23 protein-coding genes are annotated in these 16,870 nt (G+C 69.6%); all 23 read left to right on the plus strand.

The features are described from left to right. Positions 1–207: 207 nt before the first annotated feature. Positions 208–1,692, plus strand: coding sequence for a helix-turn-helix domain-containing protein (locus ACFXKZ_RS02590; protein WP_379995573.1), 1,485 nt, complete (start codon positions 208–210; stop codon positions 1,690–1,692). 45 nt (positions 1,693–1,737) lie between these two features. After that, positions 1,738–2,925, plus strand: coding sequence for an XRE family transcriptional regulator (locus ACFXKZ_RS02595; protein WP_379995576.1), 1,188 nt, complete (start codon positions 1,738–1,740; stop codon positions 2,923–2,925). Between the two features lie 315 nt (positions 2,926–3,240). Further along, complete coding sequence (locus tag ACFXKZ_RS02600; protein ID WP_379995578.1) at positions 3,241–3,630, plus strand: hypothetical protein; 390 nt, start codon at positions 3,241–3,243, stop codon at positions 3,628–3,630. Positions 3,631–3,679: 49 nt separating this feature from the next. After that, the gene (locus ACFXKZ_RS02605; protein ID WP_379995580.1) at positions 3,680–4,510 is read left to right on the plus strand and encodes a peptidoglycan recognition family protein; all 831 of its coding nucleotides are present in this window, start codon (positions 3,680–3,682) and stop codon (positions 4,508–4,510) included. Continuing rightward, positions 4,507–4,869 carry a thermonuclease family protein gene (locus tag ACFXKZ_RS02610; protein WP_379995582.1) on the plus strand — a complete coding sequence of 121 codons (363 nt, stop codon included), beginning with the start codon at positions 4,507–4,509 and terminating at the stop codon, positions 4,867–4,869. The genes ACFXKZ_RS02605 and ACFXKZ_RS02610 overlap by 4 nt, the downstream gene beginning before the upstream one ends. Next, positions 4,869–5,423 (plus strand): hypothetical protein, encoded by a 555-nt coding sequence (locus tag ACFXKZ_RS02615; protein ID WP_379995584.1) that lies wholly within the window; start codon positions 4,869–4,871, stop codon positions 5,421–5,423. Before ACFXKZ_RS02610 ends, ACFXKZ_RS02615 begins: the two co-directional genes overlap by 1 nt. 151 nt (positions 5,424–5,574) lie before the next feature. Next, on the plus strand, positions 5,575–6,117 hold the full coding sequence (locus ACFXKZ_RS02620) for a hypothetical protein (RefSeq protein WP_379995586.1): 543 nt from the start codon (positions 5,575–5,577) through the stop codon (positions 6,115–6,117). A gap of 275 nt (positions 6,118–6,392) precedes the next feature. Next, positions 6,393–6,725: a hypothetical protein gene (locus ACFXKZ_RS02625; protein WP_379995588.1), complete on the plus strand. Its 333-nt coding sequence runs from the start codon at positions 6,393–6,395 to the stop codon at positions 6,723–6,725. A 39-nt stretch (positions 6,726–6,764) separates the two neighbouring features. Next, positions 6,765–7,838 carry a hypothetical protein gene (locus ACFXKZ_RS02630; protein ID WP_379995590.1) on the plus strand — a complete coding sequence of 358 codons (1,074 nt, stop codon included), beginning with the start codon at positions 6,765–6,767 and terminating at the stop codon, positions 7,836–7,838. 97 nt (positions 7,839–7,935) lie between these two features. Then, positions 7,936–9,030, plus strand: coding sequence for a hypothetical protein (locus ACFXKZ_RS02635; protein WP_379995592.1), 1,095 nt, complete (start codon positions 7,936–7,938; stop codon positions 9,028–9,030). 80 nt (positions 9,031–9,110) lie between these two features. After that, complete coding sequence (locus tag ACFXKZ_RS02640; protein WP_379995594.1) at positions 9,111–10,184, plus strand: hypothetical protein; 1,074 nt, start codon at positions 9,111–9,113, stop codon at positions 10,182–10,184. A 93-nt stretch (positions 10,185–10,277) separates the two neighbouring features. Then, the gene (locus ACFXKZ_RS02645) at positions 10,278–10,688 is read left to right on the plus strand and encodes a hypothetical protein (protein ID WP_379995596.1); all 411 of its coding nucleotides are present in this window, start codon (positions 10,278–10,280) and stop codon (positions 10,686–10,688) included. Positions 10,689–10,855: 167 nt separating this feature from the next. Next, positions 10,856–11,569: a PP2C family protein-serine/threonine phosphatase gene (locus tag ACFXKZ_RS02650; protein WP_379995598.1), complete on the plus strand. Its 714-nt coding sequence runs from the start codon at positions 10,856–10,858 to the stop codon at positions 11,567–11,569. Beyond that, a complete protein-coding gene (locus tag ACFXKZ_RS02655) occupies positions 11,566–12,003 on the plus strand; it encodes a hypothetical protein (RefSeq protein WP_379995600.1) in 438 nt (145 codons plus the stop codon). Before ACFXKZ_RS02650 ends, ACFXKZ_RS02655 begins: the two co-directional genes overlap by 4 nt. 64 nt (positions 12,004–12,067) lie before the next feature. Next, positions 12,068–12,292, plus strand: a complete 225-nt coding sequence (locus tag ACFXKZ_RS02660) for a hypothetical protein (RefSeq protein ID WP_379995603.1) — start codon at positions 12,068–12,070, stop codon at positions 12,290–12,292. A 10-nt stretch (positions 12,293–12,302) separates the two neighbouring features. Then, entirely contained in the window at positions 12,303–13,088 is a 786-nt protein-coding gene (locus ACFXKZ_RS02665; protein ID WP_379995606.1) for a hypothetical protein, read from the plus strand. 11 nt (positions 13,089–13,099) lie between these two features. Continuing rightward, positions 13,100–13,594, plus strand: a complete 495-nt coding sequence (locus ACFXKZ_RS02670; protein WP_379995608.1) for a hypothetical protein — start codon at positions 13,100–13,102, stop codon at positions 13,592–13,594. Positions 13,595–13,701: 107 nt separating this feature from the next. After that, positions 13,702–14,067 carry a hypothetical protein gene (locus ACFXKZ_RS02675; protein WP_379995610.1) on the plus strand — a complete coding sequence of 122 codons (366 nt, stop codon included), beginning with the start codon at positions 13,702–13,704 and terminating at the stop codon, positions 14,065–14,067. A 26-nt stretch (positions 14,068–14,093) separates the two neighbouring features. Next, a complete protein-coding gene (locus ACFXKZ_RS02680) occupies positions 14,094–14,687 on the plus strand; it encodes a hypothetical protein (protein ID WP_379995612.1) in 594 nt (197 codons plus the stop codon). Between the two features lie 88 nt (positions 14,688–14,775). Continuing rightward, the gene (locus tag ACFXKZ_RS02685; protein WP_379995614.1) at positions 14,776–15,084 is read left to right on the plus strand and encodes a hypothetical protein; all 309 of its coding nucleotides are present in this window, start codon (positions 14,776–14,778) and stop codon (positions 15,082–15,084) included. 110 nt (positions 15,085–15,194) lie between these two features. Continuing rightward, entirely contained in the window at positions 15,195–15,563 is a 369-nt protein-coding gene (locus ACFXKZ_RS02690; RefSeq protein WP_379995616.1) for a hypothetical protein, read from the plus strand. A 197-nt stretch (positions 15,564–15,760) separates the two neighbouring features. Further along, positions 15,761–16,000, plus strand: a complete 240-nt coding sequence (locus tag ACFXKZ_RS02695) for a hypothetical protein (protein WP_379995618.1) — start codon at positions 15,761–15,763, stop codon at positions 15,998–16,000. 326 nt (positions 16,001–16,326) lie between these two features. Continuing rightward, positions 16,327–16,806 (plus strand): hypothetical protein, encoded by a 480-nt coding sequence (locus ACFXKZ_RS02700; protein ID WP_379995620.1) that lies wholly within the window; start codon positions 16,327–16,329, stop codon positions 16,804–16,806. Positions 16,807–16,870: the final 64 nt, after the last annotated feature.

Genomic DNA, 16,870 nt, shown 5'->3' on the forward strand with positions numbered 1-16,870 from the left:
GCGCGGGGTGCGGGGACCATGTCGAATCACGTGTGCGGTGTATGCGCATGGCGTATACAGATCCCCTACATGCAGTAAGGGGGCCGCATGTCCGGGAGCAAGGCGAGATGCCGTTCGTGCGGGACGCGATTGCCGGGCGGGACCACGGGACCCGTGTGCTCGTCGTGCGCGGCGGATCAGGCCCGGCGCGCGAGCGAGCCGCCACCGGTGGCGGACGGCTTCTGGGACACGGCGGAGTTCCGGGACGCGTTCGCGACCCGCCACATGGGCCAGGTAGTCCGCGTGTATCGGGCGCACGCTCACCATCGCCGGGTGTACGGGCCGAGAGGCGTGCCGCAGAGCGTCGTCGCGGAGTGGATGGGACTGACCCAGGCGCAGGTCAGCCGCATCGAAACCGGACCGCCGATCAGGAACCTGGACACTCTGTCGCATTGGGCCAGGACGTTGCGGATCCCCGACGACCTCCTGTGGTTCACGGCCGGCCCGGAGGCCGAGCCTCGAACCGAGCCGGCGCCGCGGCGGGCCGTGGACCCGACGGTCGCCGCCGCCCAGGACCAGTGGCGGACGACCCGCAGATACTTGAACACCCATCGCGCGGACCTGGCCATCGCGGCGGTCGCCCTGTATCACCCGGCTGAGCGCGTCGAGGGGACGCCCCTCCTGGCTCACCCCTCGTGGATGCCGGCCGCTCCGGTGCCCCTGGATCGGATCACCCTCGTGTGGGACCCGGACGTCCCACCGCCGGTCCTGAACGGGGCGTCGGAGCAGGCCCGCCACGTCCTGCCGCCCTATGCGCCCGGACGGTACTTTCGCCAGTACAGCAGCGCGATCCGCCACCTCGACAGACCCAGACTGTTCGAGAACCGCCCCAGCTACCGCCTCACCGCAGTGGACTGGGAGCAGTCCACACTCTCGTTCGCCGCCACGACGTACTTCGACAAGATGGACGTCAGCGAAGGCATCGGCCACGAGTTCGCGCTCGCCGCACAACGCGGTGGGAGCGACCCCACCTGGGCCCGGCTCCCCTTACGCAGCGCCGTCGACGATCCGTACGATCTGACACTTCGTGCCGTCGCGCCGGCCGTCACCACCCTCCTGCTGCGGCGGGCACCGGACGGCTCGGCCACCTTCATCCTCCATTGGCGCGACCCACGAGGCGTGGCGACGGCCGGCGGGCAGTACGACGTCATCCCCGCAGGCGAGTTCCAACCGGGAAGCGTGCACATGACGATGCCGAACCCGGACGCCGACCTGGACCTGTGGCGCAACATCGTGCGGGAGCTGGACGAAGAGCTGCTGGGAGCACCGGAAAGCGACGGCAGCGGCAGTTACGGCGTGGCCCCCCGGGACTGGCCGCTCCTGCGATCCCTCGACAAGGCCCGCACGCGAGGCGCCGCCCGGGCGTTCTGCTTCGGCATCGGCTGTGACGCCCTGACACTGGCCACGACATTCCCCACCGTGGTGGTTCTCGACAGCGACGTCTTCGACCATCTCTTCGGCGACGCCGTCGAGGTGAACGACGAGGGCAGCATTGTCGCGCGGTGGCCGCCCGGAGCCGACGATGCCTCCCCCGGGATCGCGTTCACCGAGGAGAACGTGCGCCGCCTCCTCGATCACGAACCCATGGCGCCCCCGGGCGCGGCGTGCTTGGCTTTGAGCTGGCGCCACCGCGATCTCCTCCTGGGCAGATGAGAGCGCGTGACACCGAGAGTTCGTCCGTCGAGTGAAGGGCTCCCCGTGGACTCCGATCCGTCCCCGCTCGTTCCCAACGACACACCGCAGGCATCCCGGGACGCCTGGCAGGCCGTACGCGGGCACCTCAACGAGCATCGCTTCGCCCTTACGGACGAAGTCCTCGACGTGGCGGACGAACAGGTCCGCGCCTTGCGACTCCTGACCCGGCCCGGCTGGATCGCGGACGAGCCCGTACCGCTGGAGGAGGTGCGCTTGCTCTGCGACCCGACGCCGTCCGGCCGTCCCGAGCTGGATGGCACCGAGAGCGAGTTGGACGCCGTACGGCCGCGGCGCGACGACGGGACGACGATCCTGCGCTACTCCGAGGCCATGGCCGAGTTGGCACCGCCGCGGCTGTTCGAGAACCGCTCCTGCTACCGCCTGCTGGACGTCGACACCTCCCCCGGAGCGCCGCCCACGCTCACCTTCGGGTCGAACAGCAGCTACTTCGCGGGCGTGATCGACGTGTGCGAGGCCGCAGCACACGAGTTCGCCGCAGCCTCCATGTCGGCACCCTCCCGCAGGGGCACGCCGTTTCGGGATGCATTGGGCGACCCGACCGATCTGACGCGCCGGCCCGTAGTTACCGCGATCAGTACGTTGACGATTCGTCTCGACCATCGGACGGGCGAAGCCCAATTCCTGGTGCACTGGCGAGACCCCGCAAAAGTCGCCAGCGGAGGAGGTCTCCACCAGGTCATGCCCGTGGGTGTGTTCCAGCCCTCTCACGACGCCACCTGGAACGAGGAGAACGACTTCGACTTGTGGAAGGCCATCGCGCGCGAACTCGCCGAGGAACTCCTTGGCAGGACCGAGGACTACGGCAGCGACAGGGCCCCCATCGACTACCCGACGTGGCCTTTCTACGTCGACCTCACCCAGGCCCGCGACGCAGGCCGTGTCAAAGCGTTCTGGCTGGGCCTCGGGATGGACCCTCTCACCTTCGTGACCGACATGCTGACCGCGGTTGTGATCGACGCCGACCTCTTTGACGAGCTCTTTCCGCAGGTGTCCCCACACAACAGCGAGGGACACGTGGTGCGGGTCGAGGACGGTACCGGCGCCAGCCTGGGCACGCCGCTTACTGGGTACCACGTAGAGCGGCTGCTGCACTGCGAGCGGATGCAACCGGCCGGGGCCGCTCTGCTGAGCTTGGCGTGGGCCCACCGCGACCGGCTGCTGGGCCGCTGAGGGGCATTGCTCGCGCCGTTGTGCGGGTCACAGATCCGTCCAGTCAGGCAGTTGCGCCTGCGGTCCCCGTCGATGTGTGCCAGCAGGATCGTCCATGCCTGCCGGGGGTGGGCCCCTTCGGGTAAACAACTGGGGCACGGGCGCGGTAACGGGGGAGCTTCGCAGGTCAGGGGCACCCTAACTGCCAAAACCGATCCCGAAGATCCGATTTGTTCTCCCGTGCTCTTTCGGCGCCGGGAGCTTTCGGCGCGTAGTCCTACGCTGGTACCGGACACAGAGGACGGCTGCGGGGCCTCTCGGCACCCGGAGGTGGGAGTGTCCCCGCAGACCTCGGCAGTTCCCGACGCGGTGTTGTCGGACGTGGCACACCTCGAGCGCGCCTTGGAGCAGATGCGCACGGACCTCCTGGCTCGTATGGAGGACCTGCGGGGCGATCTGCGTCGGATGGTGAGCGAAGACCTTTGGCGGGCCGAGCAGCGCCTCGACCAACTGCGGATGGACCATCTCGCGGAGGGCCTTCGGCGCGTCGAGGCGGCGATGGCCGTCGACCGGGAAGCGGCCGAGCGGTACGCGCGGGAAGCCGACGTCCTGCGCAAGGAGGATCGGGCCCGCACTGAGGCAACCCGGCGGCTCGTGTGGTCGACCCTCGTCGCTCCCTTGCTGGTGGCCGTGCTCGTCTGGCTGGCCACGACCCTCTCCAAGTAGCAGCGCCTCGCTGACGAGGCGTCATCAACCATGCCCAGGAGGCACTTTCATGCAGCTTGTCAATCGCGTCCAGTGGGGTGCCCGGCCCTATCTGCGGCCGAACGGCGCCACGCCGTACGCGCACGCCCGGGCCGGAGTGAAGATCCACTACCTGGGGACGCGCTACGAGTTCGGCCCGCACGAAGGGTGCGCGGCGTACGTCCGCAAGCTGCAGGCGTCCCACATGGACGGCAACGGGTGGAGCGACATCGGCTATTCCTTCGTGGTCTGCGAGCACGGGGCGGTCCACGAGGGGCGTGGTCTGTCGAGGCGGAACTCCGCGAACGGGACGACTTCGTTGAACGAAAACCACTACGCGATCTGCGCGTTGGTGGGGTCGGAAGGATCCACGGAGCCGACGGAGGCGCAGTTGCACGGCCTGCGGGACGCGATCGAGTACTGCCGGGCCCAGGGTCCGGCGGGCAGCGAGATCGCCGGTCACAGGGACGGGTACTCGACCGACTGCCCCGGGGGTCCGCTGTATGCGTGGGTACGGCGGGGCGCGCCGCGTCCGGGTTCTCCGGCCCCGGGTGGCGGTACGCCGACGGGTGGGCGGTCGGTGTCGCTGTCCCAGGTGCTGAAGGCCGCGGGGGAGGACCCGCCGGGTCCGGACGGACACACGACGTTCCGTGACGCGGTACGCCTGGTCGAAGACGCCTTGGCCACCGAGGGCTTGCTGGATCCCCGCTACGTCGACGGTAGCTACGGGACGAAGACGATCGCCGCGTACGGCCGCTGGCAGGAGGAGTGCGGGTTCACGGGACCGGATGCGGACGGCCGCCCCGGGGTGACGTCCCTGTCGCGGCTGGGCGCCAAGTACGGCTTCACGGTGACTCCTTGACGGAGACACGCGGCAGGTTGTGGCCGGCGCGGCTGGCCGCGGTCGTCGGCGGTGACACGTTTGACGTCGTCCTCGACCTGGGGCTGGGAATCGCAGAGCGCCGGCGGATGCGCGTGGCTGGCGTGAACGCGCCCGAGGCAGGCACCGTCGCGGGCAAGTTGGCGCGGGCCGCGGCGATCGTGTGGTTGAGCGACGGCGCGCCGTTGGTCGTCGAGGAGATCGGCGTAGATCGGGTCGGCCGGCTGCTGGGTCATGTGCGGAACGCGGTGGCTCAGAGCTGGGGCGAGGTGCTTATTGCGCGCGGTCTTGCCGTCCCGCACGGGGACGGCGGAAGCGCCAGGACAGGAGGAGTTACGTGATGAGTGACCGGTCGAGACGGTATCTGCGGGATGTCGGGGAGCGAGTGGTCGCCACGTTCGTGGTGACGTTCGCTGCGGTGGGGGGAGCGCCGCTGGTGGCGGGTTCGGATCCGGAGACCGCGTGGGGTGCGGTGGCGGACCTGGGGCTGGTTCAGCGGGCGACGATCGCGGGGGTCGTCGCCGTGCTGACGCTGCTCAAGGGCGTGGTGGGCACGCTGGCGGGTGATCGGTTGACGGCGGCCTGGGTGGCGTCGAAGGGGCCGTGGCGGTACGCGGTGGATCTTGCGGAGAGGGCGGCCGCGACGTTCGTTGCGGTGTTCCTGTCGGTGTGGGGCACGCCTTTGGTGGCGGGTGCCGACCCGGGGACGGCGTGGGGTGCGGTCGCGGACCTGAGTCTGGTGCAGAAGGGCGTGATCGCGGGGGCCGTGGCTGTGTTGACGTTGCTCAAGGGAGTCATCGCGACGTGGGTGGGTGATCGGGCATCGGCGGCGCTGCTGCCGGGGCGGGCGATCGCGACGTCGGGGCCGGATACGGGCCCGAGCCTGCGGGAATAGGCGTATGTGCGCGGGAATGTCGGGCCCCCATCTGCTGGAGCAGGTGGGGGCCCGACGGCTTCACGGAGATGAAGGGCACCAGCGTATCGGCTCCTTCACGCCCGAACCCCGCTGATAGCATCAGGTGTCAATTGGTGCTTCTGGAGAGGTGGTGGCGATGAAAGCGTGGCTTGCGGGCCTGGACGAGTTTGCGAAGCTCTACGGCGTTGTGCGGTCGGGCGCGGCGAACTGGCGTCGACGGGGCCTGTTGACGGACGAGCAGGCGATCATCGTTTCCGGCAGCCCGGTGTGGCCGTTGGGTTTCGCGGTGGAGTTCGGTGAGACGACGCCCTACCGGAAGCGGCTGGTCGGCGAGGCTCTTGAGCAGGTCAAGGCCGCGCAGGGCCAGGGTCGGTTGGTGACCGCGGCGGCCGACGTCGACCCGTTGTGCGGGAACGCCGAGATCACGGCTTTGTTCGGTTGGGCTCGTAACTACGTGAACGTTGTGCGGAATCGGGACGATACGTTCCCGGCGCCCGACTACGAGGTTTCCGGTGCACCGATCTGGCTCGTCGGGTCGATTGAGAACTGGGCCCGGTCGAAGGACCGGGTCATGGACGCCGCCGTGCTGAAGGCGTTGAAGGACAAGACGTACGACGGTCCCGGAAGCAAGGTGCTCGTTCGTGGGGCGGCGGCGAACGCGCCGGCGGAGTAGAAAAATCGGTCTATCCCCACCTCTGAAATGATGCTAGAATCTAATCATTCCTCGTGAGGTTCCGGCCTCGACGCACGGTCATTGTGGGCGCTCGGCGCGTCGCGAGGATGGGCCGATCGCACTCGATTCGGCAGCTTCTGCTGCCTCGGGTGCGGTCGGCCCTGTTTTGCCCCCAATGGGTTCGAGGTGCGGACGTCGCGATGTCGTCAGCCTGTTGATCTTGCGTCGCCTCACCCACAGCATAGGTACACGCACGTCAATAGATTGGGGTTCATGTGCAGCAGCAGTTGGACCTGTTCGACCCCCAACCCACCACCGACCACCGGCGCATCACGATCCAGGACCGGTTCGACTCCTTCCACGCGGCCAACCCCTGGGTCCTCGACGCCCTGGAGAAGCTGACCCGTGACTTCATCGCCAAGGGCCACCGCAGCATCGGCATCGGGATGCTCTTCGAAGTCCTGAGATCCCACTACCCGACGACCGTCAGGACCGACGAACCCTGGCGCCTCAACAACAACTTCCGCAGTCGCTACGCGCGGGTGATCGTCCAACGCAACCCCGAGTGGCGTCCGTACTTCCACGTCCGCACCCTGCGCGCGGAGTGACCCGAACCGTCCCGCCCGGCCTTCCTGGAGATGAAGACCATGACCAAGCCGCAGAAGACCGCCCCACCGCCGGCGCCCGAACCGCGCACTCGCCCGCGTGCGAGCACCACGGCCTACCCGCTGATCCTCCTCGACGGCGACGATCCGGCCTGGCAACTGCGCACCGCCGCCGAGTTCACCACCAGCCCCCGCGTCGGCCCCTGCTACTGGCTCGACCTCGGTGACGCGTCCGGCGACGCCTTCGCCGAAGGCTCGGGATACCGGATCGTCGACCACGACGGCACGTGGACCGACGTCCTCGCCCAGATCGAAGCCGTCGCGGACGCCGCCGACCATGCGGCCGAACACGGACTGCCGCCCGTGGGCCTGGTCCTCAACTCGGCCAGCACGCTGTGGCGGATGCTCGTCTCCTGGGTGCACGACCGGGCACGCCGCTCCGATCTCGGCCAACGACGCCTGCGCAAGGACCCGGATGCCCGCATCGAGGTCGACGCCTCCCTGTGGGACGAGGCGACCGAACGCCACGCCCACGCGATGTGGTTGATGCGAACCATGCCGGCCACCGTCGTCCTGCTCGCCCGCAGCCGACACGAGGTGGCCACCGACGACGACGGCCGCGTCGCCCCCGACACCCGGCGCGACATCGACGGGCAGAAACTCGTCGCGTGGGAGGCGACCGTACGCGTGCGCCGGAACCTGGGCGATCCCCACCCGGTCATCGTGTCCTCCCGCTCGCCACGCCTGCCCATCCCCGACACCGAACCCCTGCCGAGCGCCGGATTCACCGTCGACGCCCTGGTGTTCGACGTCCTCGGATGCGCGACGAAGGCGGCACCGCCGGTACGTGTCCCACGCCCTGCTGGAGATCGGGCGCAGGTGTGGCTTCGCGAAGTCGCCGCAGCCGGCGACGTCGACGCCCTGCAGAAGGTGTGGGACTCCGCCCACGCCGACCCCACCCTCCCCGTCGACCAGTGGCGTGTCGTCCGATCCGTGATCGAACGCAAGGCCGGCGCCCTCGACGAAGACGAACGCGACGCGGGCGGGGAAGACCTCGACATCGTGCGCCTGAGGGCCGCCCACGCCCGCCACAAGGCCGGCGCGAACCCCTCCTGACGTCGCGGGCGCGAGATCCGACCGCCACGCCCGCCCGCCTGAGAGGGCCCACCACGTGATACCTGCTACCGGCACCAGTATTTGGAGCGCCGCCCACATGGCAGACGCCCTACGCCCACGCAGCCTGCAAACGGAGATCGGCCCGTCCGACTGCGTCTGCGAGCGCCGCGCCGGCTACGTCCTGCACCGGACCCCCAAGACCGACCAGGTCGACAAGCGAAAGGCCCTGCTCGGCACGATCATCCACAAAGGCGTCCTGGAACCGGCGCGCACCCACTTCCGGTGGATCGTCGAACGCGAGGTCACCGACGGCCCGATGCGCGGCCACCCCGACATCGTCCAGCTCGACACCACCACCGCCCGCGGACTGCCCTGGGTCATGCGCCCCAGGATCCCCGCCGAGGTCTGCACCCTGGAGGAGGTCAAGTCCAAGCCCGACTACGTGTGGGAACGCGTCCTGGCGTACGGCGCGACCCGATACGAGATCCGCCAGGCCACCCTGTACGCCGGGATGCTCCGGGAGAACGGCTTCGCCGACATCCGCGGACAGAAGACGATCGCCTCCCTCGGACCGATCGCCATCGAACGGATCCGATTCCGGTTCATCCACCGCGGCACGGGCGAGGAGCGCGTCCAGGAGTTCGCGCACGACGGGCGGCTCCTCGCCGAGGCACGGTGGTGGGTCCAGCGGGTACGCGAGTCCGAACGCCCCGAGGACCTGCGGCGGGACTTCCCCGGTCCCGGGCTCTCCCCGATGTGCGACCAGTGCCCCTTCCGGACCGCCTGCTGGGGCGGGGCCCCACCGGGGCGCGCACCCCAGAGCGTGCTCGTCAGCACCGATGCCGAACGCATCGAAGCGATCGCCGAGTACATGAGGGCCAGCGCCGACGCCGCCGCGGCGACCGCCCGCCGCGACTTCGCCCGCGCCAAGGTCGACGGGATGGAGGCCGGGAGGTACGGCGACCTCGACCTGTCCTGGCGCGGCGGCAACCCACAACAGGGCGTCGACGTCGAGGCCCTGGTCGACTGGTACGAACTCGCGGATCTCGTAGTGCCGTTGGTTCCCGACGTCGCCGAGATGAAGGCCGTGCTGAAGGCCGCAGGCATCCCCATACCCCGACGCCCCACCGGAGCCCGCACCGCCCGTCAGATCCACGTGGCGGCCGTCCCCGAACCCCAAGCCCTCGAATGATCGGCGCGCCGCCGTACCCCCGTCCAGGGACGTGCGGCGGCATCCCGACGACCCGGCCCGACTCCTCCTGGGAACCCACCATGGCAATCCTGCGCCGCCGACTGACCCGCGACTTCACCGTGTTGCCCACGCAGGCCGTCGAACACGCCGGTCTGTCCTTCCGGGCGCGGGGCGTCCTGGCGTTCCTCCTGGCCAAGCCGGACGGATGGCGGGTCAGCGCCGAGGCCATCGCCAAGGCTTCCCCCACGGAGGGACGCACGGCCATCAACACCGCCCTGCAGGAGTTGAGGGCGGCGGGCTACTACCGGGTCCACACCACACGTCGCAAGGACGGCACCCTGCGCGAGATCACCGACCTCTACGACCAGCCGCAGCCCCGCGTCGCGGCGGAGTACGCGAAACGTTCCGAGGCCCGCAGGGCGGCGGCGCGGCAGCGCGCCGAGGACGCCCGAACGGCCCCGCAGACCCCCTCGACCGGAAGCGGCAAACCCGTCGCCGGTGAAGACGTCACCGGCGACGGGTTTCCGGCGGCCGGTGGACCGGACACCGGTCCACCGGTTCCCTTTACAAGTACCCAGAGCAAGTACCCAGAGAAGAACCCCCCGCGCGGCGGCCGTAGGCCCCCTGCGGTGGGTGGGGACGGACCGCGAGGCGGCGGAACGTCCGCGCCGGCTCCACAGGCCCGGGTGGCCGAGGTGCAGGCCGTGCTGCGTGCGTTCCCGGACGCCCTGCGGAAAGCCCTGCCGTCGCCCCTGCCGCGGGGGATCCCCTCGGTACTCGGCCGCGAACTCGAATCGAGGACCGCGGCGCAGCTCGTCGAGCGGGTGCGGCGTCGGTCGGAGTGGATGGTGGCCGCCATCGACGACGGCATCAGGGCCCCGGTGGGGCTGGCCCTGTTCCTCATCGAGCACGGCGAGTGCCCCGACCCGCGCTGCGAGGACGGGGAGAGCGTCGACGACCGACGCCGCTGCGCCCGGTGCGAGGAGCGACGGCCGTCCTCTCCCGAACGGTCGTCGGGTGTCGAGGGGATGACGCCGACGCCGTCCGTTCCGCGCCGGGGGCGTCGGACGGTGGCGCAGATGCCCGTGTGCGGGGACTGTCGCAGACCGATGCACGGGCCGGGTCCGCTGTGCGTGGATTGCCGCCAAGCATAGGTACGCGCAGAAAAAATCTCCTTGCCCAAGCAGGGAAATGACGCTAGAATCTAATCATCTCGCCGAGGTGAACGACCAGAGCGGAGCGGCCCAATGACGACCTTCATCCCCTACGACCTCACCGACATCCGCCCCATCCGATCCGAACGCTCCGACGTGTTCCTGTGCTCCCTGGCCCCCGTCGAATTCCTCGGCGCCCTGCGGGACGCGTCGCCCTTCGACGCGTTCCTCAACCGCACCGGAACCGGCACCGACGCGGACATCACCTCCTACGTGCACTTCAGTGCCCGAGGCGTCCGCTTCGTCCTCGACCGACAGGCGGGTGCCGAAACCTGGTCGCTGGTCCGTCTTTCCGAAACCTGGCCCCACGGACTGGAGTTCGTGATCTGCCGGCCTCTCGGGCCCCGCGAGAACCGCATCTTCGAGGACCACCTTGCCCGCTGGCTCGCACCCGAGGCGCGAGCCTTCCCCGCCAATCCCTACGACCGAAAGGGCCCCGCATGAACAGCCCGGCCCCGCTGCCCGGCCGCGAGCGGCACGCCAAGAAGCCCCGCCCCCGCGCGCGCCGTCTCCCCAGGGACGCCTTATCGACCCACGGCGCACCCGAAGGTTCCTCCGTCGACACGACAGCCCGCCGCCGCGCAAGCGGCGGCGGCCCCGGAAGGAAAACCATGACCACCGTCGTTCCCGCCACAGCCTTTCCCGCCGCGCCGTTCGGCGTCGCGCAGCACCAGGGCACCAGAACCGTGCAATGCGACGCCTACGCGATCGCGGGGGACGGCTCCCGATGGGCCGCCGTCGTCGTCGACGGCATCGGCGACGAAAACGACATCGCACGACTCATGCGTTTCATCGCCGACCACATCGCGACCCGAATCCTGGAGGAGTCGCCCGCGGCCGCCATCCGGGCCACCCGCATCGCGTGTGACGCCGAACTGAACAGGGAGGACGGGGTCGTCGTCGCCTTCCTGGCGACCGGAGACACTCTGAGCACGGCCTGGGCTGGCGACAGCGCCCTGTACTGGCTCGACGAGCACGGCACGCTCGAAACGGCCACCCGGGAGCACACCGTGGCGCAGCAGGCCCGGGACCGGGGAAGGGTGCCCGGCCCGGGTGACGAGCACGTCGTCCTGCGCACCGTGGGCTGGGGCGACATCGAGGAGACCGAGCTTCCGATCGACCGGGTGCACCGCGTGCTGCTGTGCAGCGACGGCGTGCACAAGGTGCTGGACGAGGGCGACATCGCCTGGATCCTGCGGCAGGGCGATCCAGCGACCGCGGCTGCCGCACTCGTCAGCGCCGCCGTGTCCTGCGCCGCCGAGAACGGACGGCCGGCGGACAACGCCACCGCGATCGTCTGGGACCCGGTCCGGAGCGGCGAGTGACGATGCTCGAATGGGCGCCTCGGGCTCCGTGCGCCGGTCGGTGGGAGGAGTTCGCACCCGTCGAGGGGGCTTGGGGGAACGGGGAGGCGCTGCTTGCCCAGTGCACGCCGCTGTTGAGCGTGTGTGACGAATGCGCCTTCGTCGTGTTGTGTGCCGAGGCGGTGCGCCCCGCCGGCAACTGGTTCGACGGGGTGTGCGCCGGGGCGATCTGGATCAACGGCAAGGCCGTCGAGAGTCGGCAGCTCGCGTTGATCGACTTTCCCACGACCAAGGCGCGGTCCTGCGGCACGCTCGACGGGCGTGCAGGCCACCAGGAGCGCGGAGAGGTGCCGTGTCCCTCCTGTCTGCAGGTGCAGCGTGAGCGGAAGGCCGTGCTGAAGGCTCGGCGCGAGGAGTCCGCCCGCAAGGAGGTCATCATCGAAATCGATGATTGATTCTAGCGTCAAATGACGCTAGAATCAATCATCAGGGAAGTGGACGACGAAGGAGCCCGACCCGATGACCCCCTACACGCACACCCTCCGACGACTGGCCGAACTCCTGCCCGATCACGACCGGCGCGTACTCGCGGCCACGGCGGCCCTCGTCCTCGGCGCCCGGCGGGCCCGCGCGCACCGAATCCCGCTCGCCGACCACCTGGCGCGCATGGACGCCCGAGTTGCCGAACTCCACGCCACCGCGGGCGCGCTGCGCCTCGCCAGGGCCTGTGCCCCGACCACGTAGGGAGCGACCCATGAGACACCCCGCACTCTCCACTCCGGCGGTCGACCTGATGCTGACCGCCGACTACCTCGTCGGATGGGGATGGCAACCCTCCCTCCGATCGATCGCCACCGCGCTGGAGCGCATCTGCGACTCCGGCTTCGACGTCACGACAGCACTCGGCATCCTCGATGCCTCACTCGGTCGCCCCATCCGCGAGTGGGAGACGCAGACGGGCCGAACCGAAGGCGATGTCGAACTCACCCTGCTCAAGGCCGCGTTCTCCGCAATCGAGCTGTGTTCGGATGCCGCCGACTGCGCCACCCCGGACGTCGACCTCACCCTCGTCACCAGCCGCACGCGGAACCTTCGGGTTTGGGGATACGACGCCCAGATCCTCCGATACCTGATTGCCCGAGCCGCCGAGGATCATCTGATCCACCTCGCCCGTCGGGACCGACGACGGTGCGCACGATCGCGCGCATCCGCCCGTGACCTCCTGTACCGGGCGCATCCCCGGACCGGAGGAAGCGCCAAGGCCCGTATCGACGAGGCGGTGGCCCTGTACCGCGAGGACCCCACGCCGGCGGAAGAGGAAGCCCTCGCCCTCGCCCTCGAAGGCGACGGCGTCGCCCTCGAGGACTTTTACCGCGCCATGGCCCACGCGCGCCGCGCGCAGGCCCTCGACGCCATCGTGCACCGGGAGCTCCGAACCGGCGTACACGCATGTCTCGGCGATTCGCCGTCGAACGACATCGCCGTCGACGCCCTGCGGCGGATCACCGGCCGATCCCACCTCTGGACGACCTCGAACTGACGGAGGAATCGATGGACCTCTACACCGCGCAGGACATCGCGCGTGCACTGGACCGACTCATCGAGTGCGAGCCGGAGGCGGCCTCCGTACGTCGAGGACAGGGCTTCCGACCCCCGCACATGGAGAGAGGACGGCCGTCCTCTCTGGCGGCCCGCATCCTCTTCGCCCTCGGGGCCACCCCGCTCGAACTTCTGGAGGTGGACGGCAACGGCGCCCGTCGTGGCAAGTGGGCGCCTCCCGGTCTCGCCCGATCCCGGACCCCCCTCCGCCGCCGCTACACCGCGGCCGCGTGGCGGTGCCTCGACGCGATCCAGGTCGGGCAGGACAACGGTCGCTCCTGGTTCGAGGTGCGGTCGATCGTGAGAGCCGGTGGTTCATGGGCTCACGAACTCCCCGGTCCCGAGGCGATCGACACCGACCCCGGAGCCGACGACCAGATGTCGCCGCCGTGGACGACCCAGGTGAGGAGTCGACGCGAGCGAGTGGGACGCCGCAGCGAACGATGATGGACTCTAGCGTCAATAGGCGTTGGATCGGATGCGGCGAGATCGAAGCCCGGCCCGCCTTCGAGCGGGTCGGCCCCGCATCCCCGACGACGAACGGAAGGATCCACGTGCCACCGAACGCCAACGATGCCGCCGTCATCGGCGCCGTCTACGCCGACCTGATCGTGGCTTTGCGCGACGCCGGACTGCATGCGGACCCGATCAGCGACCAGGCAGGCGACGGCATCGCAATATCCGAATACGCCCTCCGCATCACGACTCCGGACGGTCGCATGCCTCTCGACCGCGAGTCGGTGTCGACGTGGCTTCTCTGCGCGCGAACCGACCCGACCACCGCGTTCGACGGGCCCGATACCGCGGCGCTGCTCGCCGCCGTCGGACGTATGACGGGCGACGAGCCCGGCCGAAAACCCCTCGTCGTCAGCCGTGGCTACCGCCGTGTGGCCGCCCGGCGGACCCCGACTCGCCCATGACCCACGCCCACCATCCCGGAGGTCTCGTGCACAACGGAATCTGCGGCACGCCCCACCAAGTGGCCGACCGCACACTCCACCACCTGCTCGACCTGCTCGACGCCGCCACCACGTCGCAACCGCGGGAGGTCGACATCGGACCGCATCGGGTCCACCTGGACCCGTGGCAGGACCGCGAAATCCTGGACATGCGCATCCGGTCACCCCACGGCGGACGCCTGCTCCTGCGCGCAAGCATGATCGGCCCCGGAGTCTGCACCGTCCTGGCCGTCGAAGTCGCCCGCGCCGTCGGCTTCCTCGGTTCGATGCACTCGGGCCCGCCCGTCGTGCCGGCTGACGCTGTGCACGCCGCCGGGCGGATACTGCGGAACGAAAACCCTGGCAGAAAGGACATCACCGTCTCCGGCACGCGGAGTCCGGTCGAAGTGGCCTTCGGTCCGGTCCGCGTGTGCCCGGCGGGCCCGACCGTCCGACTGCACCTTCCGCGCGTGATGCACGGACCGGCCCTCGAACTCGGCTTCGGACCCGCTGTGTTCGGCCGCGGCGGAGTGGACCGTGCCGTCGCCCACCTCGTGGAATGCCTGGCCACCAACTCCTGCGCCGCAGTCGATGACGCGTGAGGAAGCGTCGGCTGATGCCCGGTCGCAGCGCCACGCTCCCTGGTGCGCGCGGGCGACCCGGCCGCACCGCCAGGGTACGTGCGCGCCCGTGACGTACTTCGTTGTCGTCGCTACGGGCCGGGACCTGGAGGATGCCTGGGGAACCGCGCTCGAAGAGGCGCGCCGCGGACACCCGGACGACGAACATCCGGCAGGGACAATGGCGGACAAGCACGAGTACGTCCTGATCGACGAACCCGCCCGCCCGCTGGACGAGGCGATCGACCGCGCTGTGGCGCTTCTCGACGCGGACGACGACAGGATCGTCACGGTGTGGCATCCGGCCGGAGCGGTCCCGGTCTCCGAGTCGATCACGGGGCGTCGAGCCTGGGTTCTCGTGGGGTGGACTCACGCCTGAGACCAGGAAAATTCGGCGTCCCCCACGAAGAAAATGATGGCTTCTAGCGTCAATTGACGCTAGACTAGAATCACGAAGAAGGCGGCAAATCAAACAAAAGGGGACCCCAAATGGCCGGCACCGTCACGAGCACCACGAGCATCACGACCACTCTCGGCGCACGCATGGTGCTCGAAGACACCGGCAAGTTTCCCTCCCAGCTCCTCCACCACCACGAACCGGGAAGCGCGGAGCACGCGTTCGCCGCCCTCGTCGCTGCTGCCGCCGGTCGCCTCGACCAGGCAGACCGTTGCCTGCTCGACGGCCTCGACGCCGCAGTCGGGCTGCTGCTCGACACATGGCACGCCGTCGCGCACGGGGTGGCCGTTCCCGACCGCTCGTTCAGCGTCAGCGTCGACTCCCAGGCGGCGCTTCGCGAAGCCGCCCGCACGGAGCTCTGCACCGCGCTCCTCGCCTACAACCGCTGGATCAAGGGCTAGCCGCCCAGCCCCGTGGTCCCTGCCGCGCACATGCGGCGGGGACCACGAACCTCCCGCAAACAACGGAAGGCTCCGTCATGCTCCTCCTCGTCCAAAACCGCACGACCTGCGCATGCGGCGCAACCCTGCCGGCCAAGCGCATCCCGCACCTCCCTCCGGACAAATGCGTGGGGTGCGCCGGCCTCGACGGCCTCATCATGAGCGTCATCGACGGCACGGCCGCGCTCTCCCACGCAGACGCGATCGACTTCCCCGACACCCGAGCACTGCGCAAGCTTCCCTACGACGATCTCGGATCGCTCCTGATCGACGTGCGCACGGACGTCCTCTCACGACGCGGGTTGAGTGAACTCTCCGACCACACCCACGAACTCGAAAACCGACTCGTACTGCTGCGCGCCATAGTCGGCGCGCTGTCGATCTCCGGTCGACTGTAGGAGCCTGCCGACGGTCGGAGCCGGCCGCGGGTGACCCCGCCTCGCCCCCCCGGCGGGGTCACTCGCAGTCGGCTTCGGCCGCCGACCACGGCGCGCTCCCCTGCAGGACGTCACGCGAGCCGAACCACGACGCGCCCCGGCGACGATCCCTCGACCGCGGCGCGTCTCCCGGAGCACGGCTCGGCGTTGCCCGGCCCGGTCCGGGCGGGCCGACTCCCAGCGGTCCCGCCGTCACCCCCCGGCGGCGGGACCGCCGGAAGCCGGCCCGCTCACGAGAACCACGAGTCCGTGAGCGGTGTCCGGTCGTCGTCAAGCGAAGGAGTGCCGTGCCCACCGAGTTCACCGACGAGATCGACGAGTCCATCGCGGTGCGGGCGCAACGCGCCCGCATTGCCCGCGACGAGAAGATCGCACACCAGCACAACGACTATCGAACGGACATCCTGGCCCGCCGCGCGGTCGCCACCCTGCTCGCCATCGACATCCGACGCGTCACCATCGATCAGGCGCGGGAGTACGCCACGCTCCTGGTCGTACAGGACCGTGACCGCGACCTCGTCGACGAGCTTCGCTTCTGGGTCCTGCGGCCGGACGTCGTCCACGTGGCCGTCGAGTGCCGCGGGTGCCCGAAGGAAGTGCCCGGTCCGCGGGTCAAGAGGCTCGCGGACCTGGGCGATGCGCTGAGTACCCCCGCAACGGGGGAGCCCGTGCGCGACGAGAGCCCGTTGCGCGCCGCGAAGCCTTTTCACATTCCGACGTGTCCGCGATTCCGGGCCATTCATGCGGAGTACCGCACGAATCTATGATTGATTCTAGCGTCAATAGACGCTAGAATTAAAGCATCGAGGTGGTGGGAAATCAACGAAGAAG

It is taken from the genome of Embleya sp. NPDC059237 (genome assembly GCF_042754105.1).
Lineage (GTDB): Bacteria > Actinomycetota > Actinomycetes > Streptomycetales > Streptomycetaceae > Embleya.

Excerpts from the sequence above, each read along its gene's own strand:
- ACFXKZ_RS02605 (WP_379995580.1), top strand. The coding sequence starts at position 3,680 with ATGCAGCTTGTCAATCGCGTCCAGTGGGGTGCCCGGCCCTATCTGCGG.
- ACFXKZ_RS02615 (WP_379995584.1), top strand. The coding sequence starts at position 4,869 with ATGAGTGACCGGTCGAGACGGTATCTGCGGGATGTCGGGGAGCGAGTG.
- ACFXKZ_RS02630 (WP_379995590.1), top strand. The coding sequence starts at position 6,765 with ATGACCAAGCCGCAGAAGACCGCCCCACCGCCGGCGCCCGAACCGCGC.
- ACFXKZ_RS02635 (WP_379995592.1), top strand. The coding sequence starts at position 7,936 with ATGGCAGACGCCCTACGCCCACGCAGCCTGCAAACGGAGATCGGCCCG.
- ACFXKZ_RS02640 (WP_379995594.1), top strand. The coding sequence starts at position 9,111 with ATGGCAATCCTGCGCCGCCGACTGACCCGCGACTTCACCGTGTTGCCC.
- ACFXKZ_RS02645 (WP_379995596.1), top strand. The coding sequence starts at position 10,278 with ATGACGACCTTCATCCCCTACGACCTCACCGACATCCGCCCCATCCGA.
- ACFXKZ_RS02650 (WP_379995598.1), top strand. The coding sequence starts at position 10,856 with ATGACCACCGTCGTTCCCGCCACAGCCTTTCCCGCCGCGCCGTTCGGC.
- ACFXKZ_RS02660 (WP_379995603.1), top strand. The coding sequence starts at position 12,068 with ATGACCCCCTACACGCACACCCTCCGACGACTGGCCGAACTCCTGCCC.
- ACFXKZ_RS02665 (WP_379995606.1), top strand. The coding sequence starts at position 12,303 with ATGAGACACCCCGCACTCTCCACTCCGGCGGTCGACCTGATGCTGACC.
- ACFXKZ_RS02670 (WP_379995608.1), top strand. The coding sequence starts at position 13,100 with ATGGACCTCTACACCGCGCAGGACATCGCGCGTGCACTGGACCGACTC.
- ACFXKZ_RS02690 (WP_379995616.1), top strand. The coding sequence starts at position 15,195 with ATGGCCGGCACCGTCACGAGCACCACGAGCATCACGACCACTCTCGGC.
- ACFXKZ_RS02695 (WP_379995618.1), top strand. The coding sequence starts at position 15,761 with ATGAGCGTCATCGACGGCACGGCCGCGCTCTCCCACGCAGACGCGATC.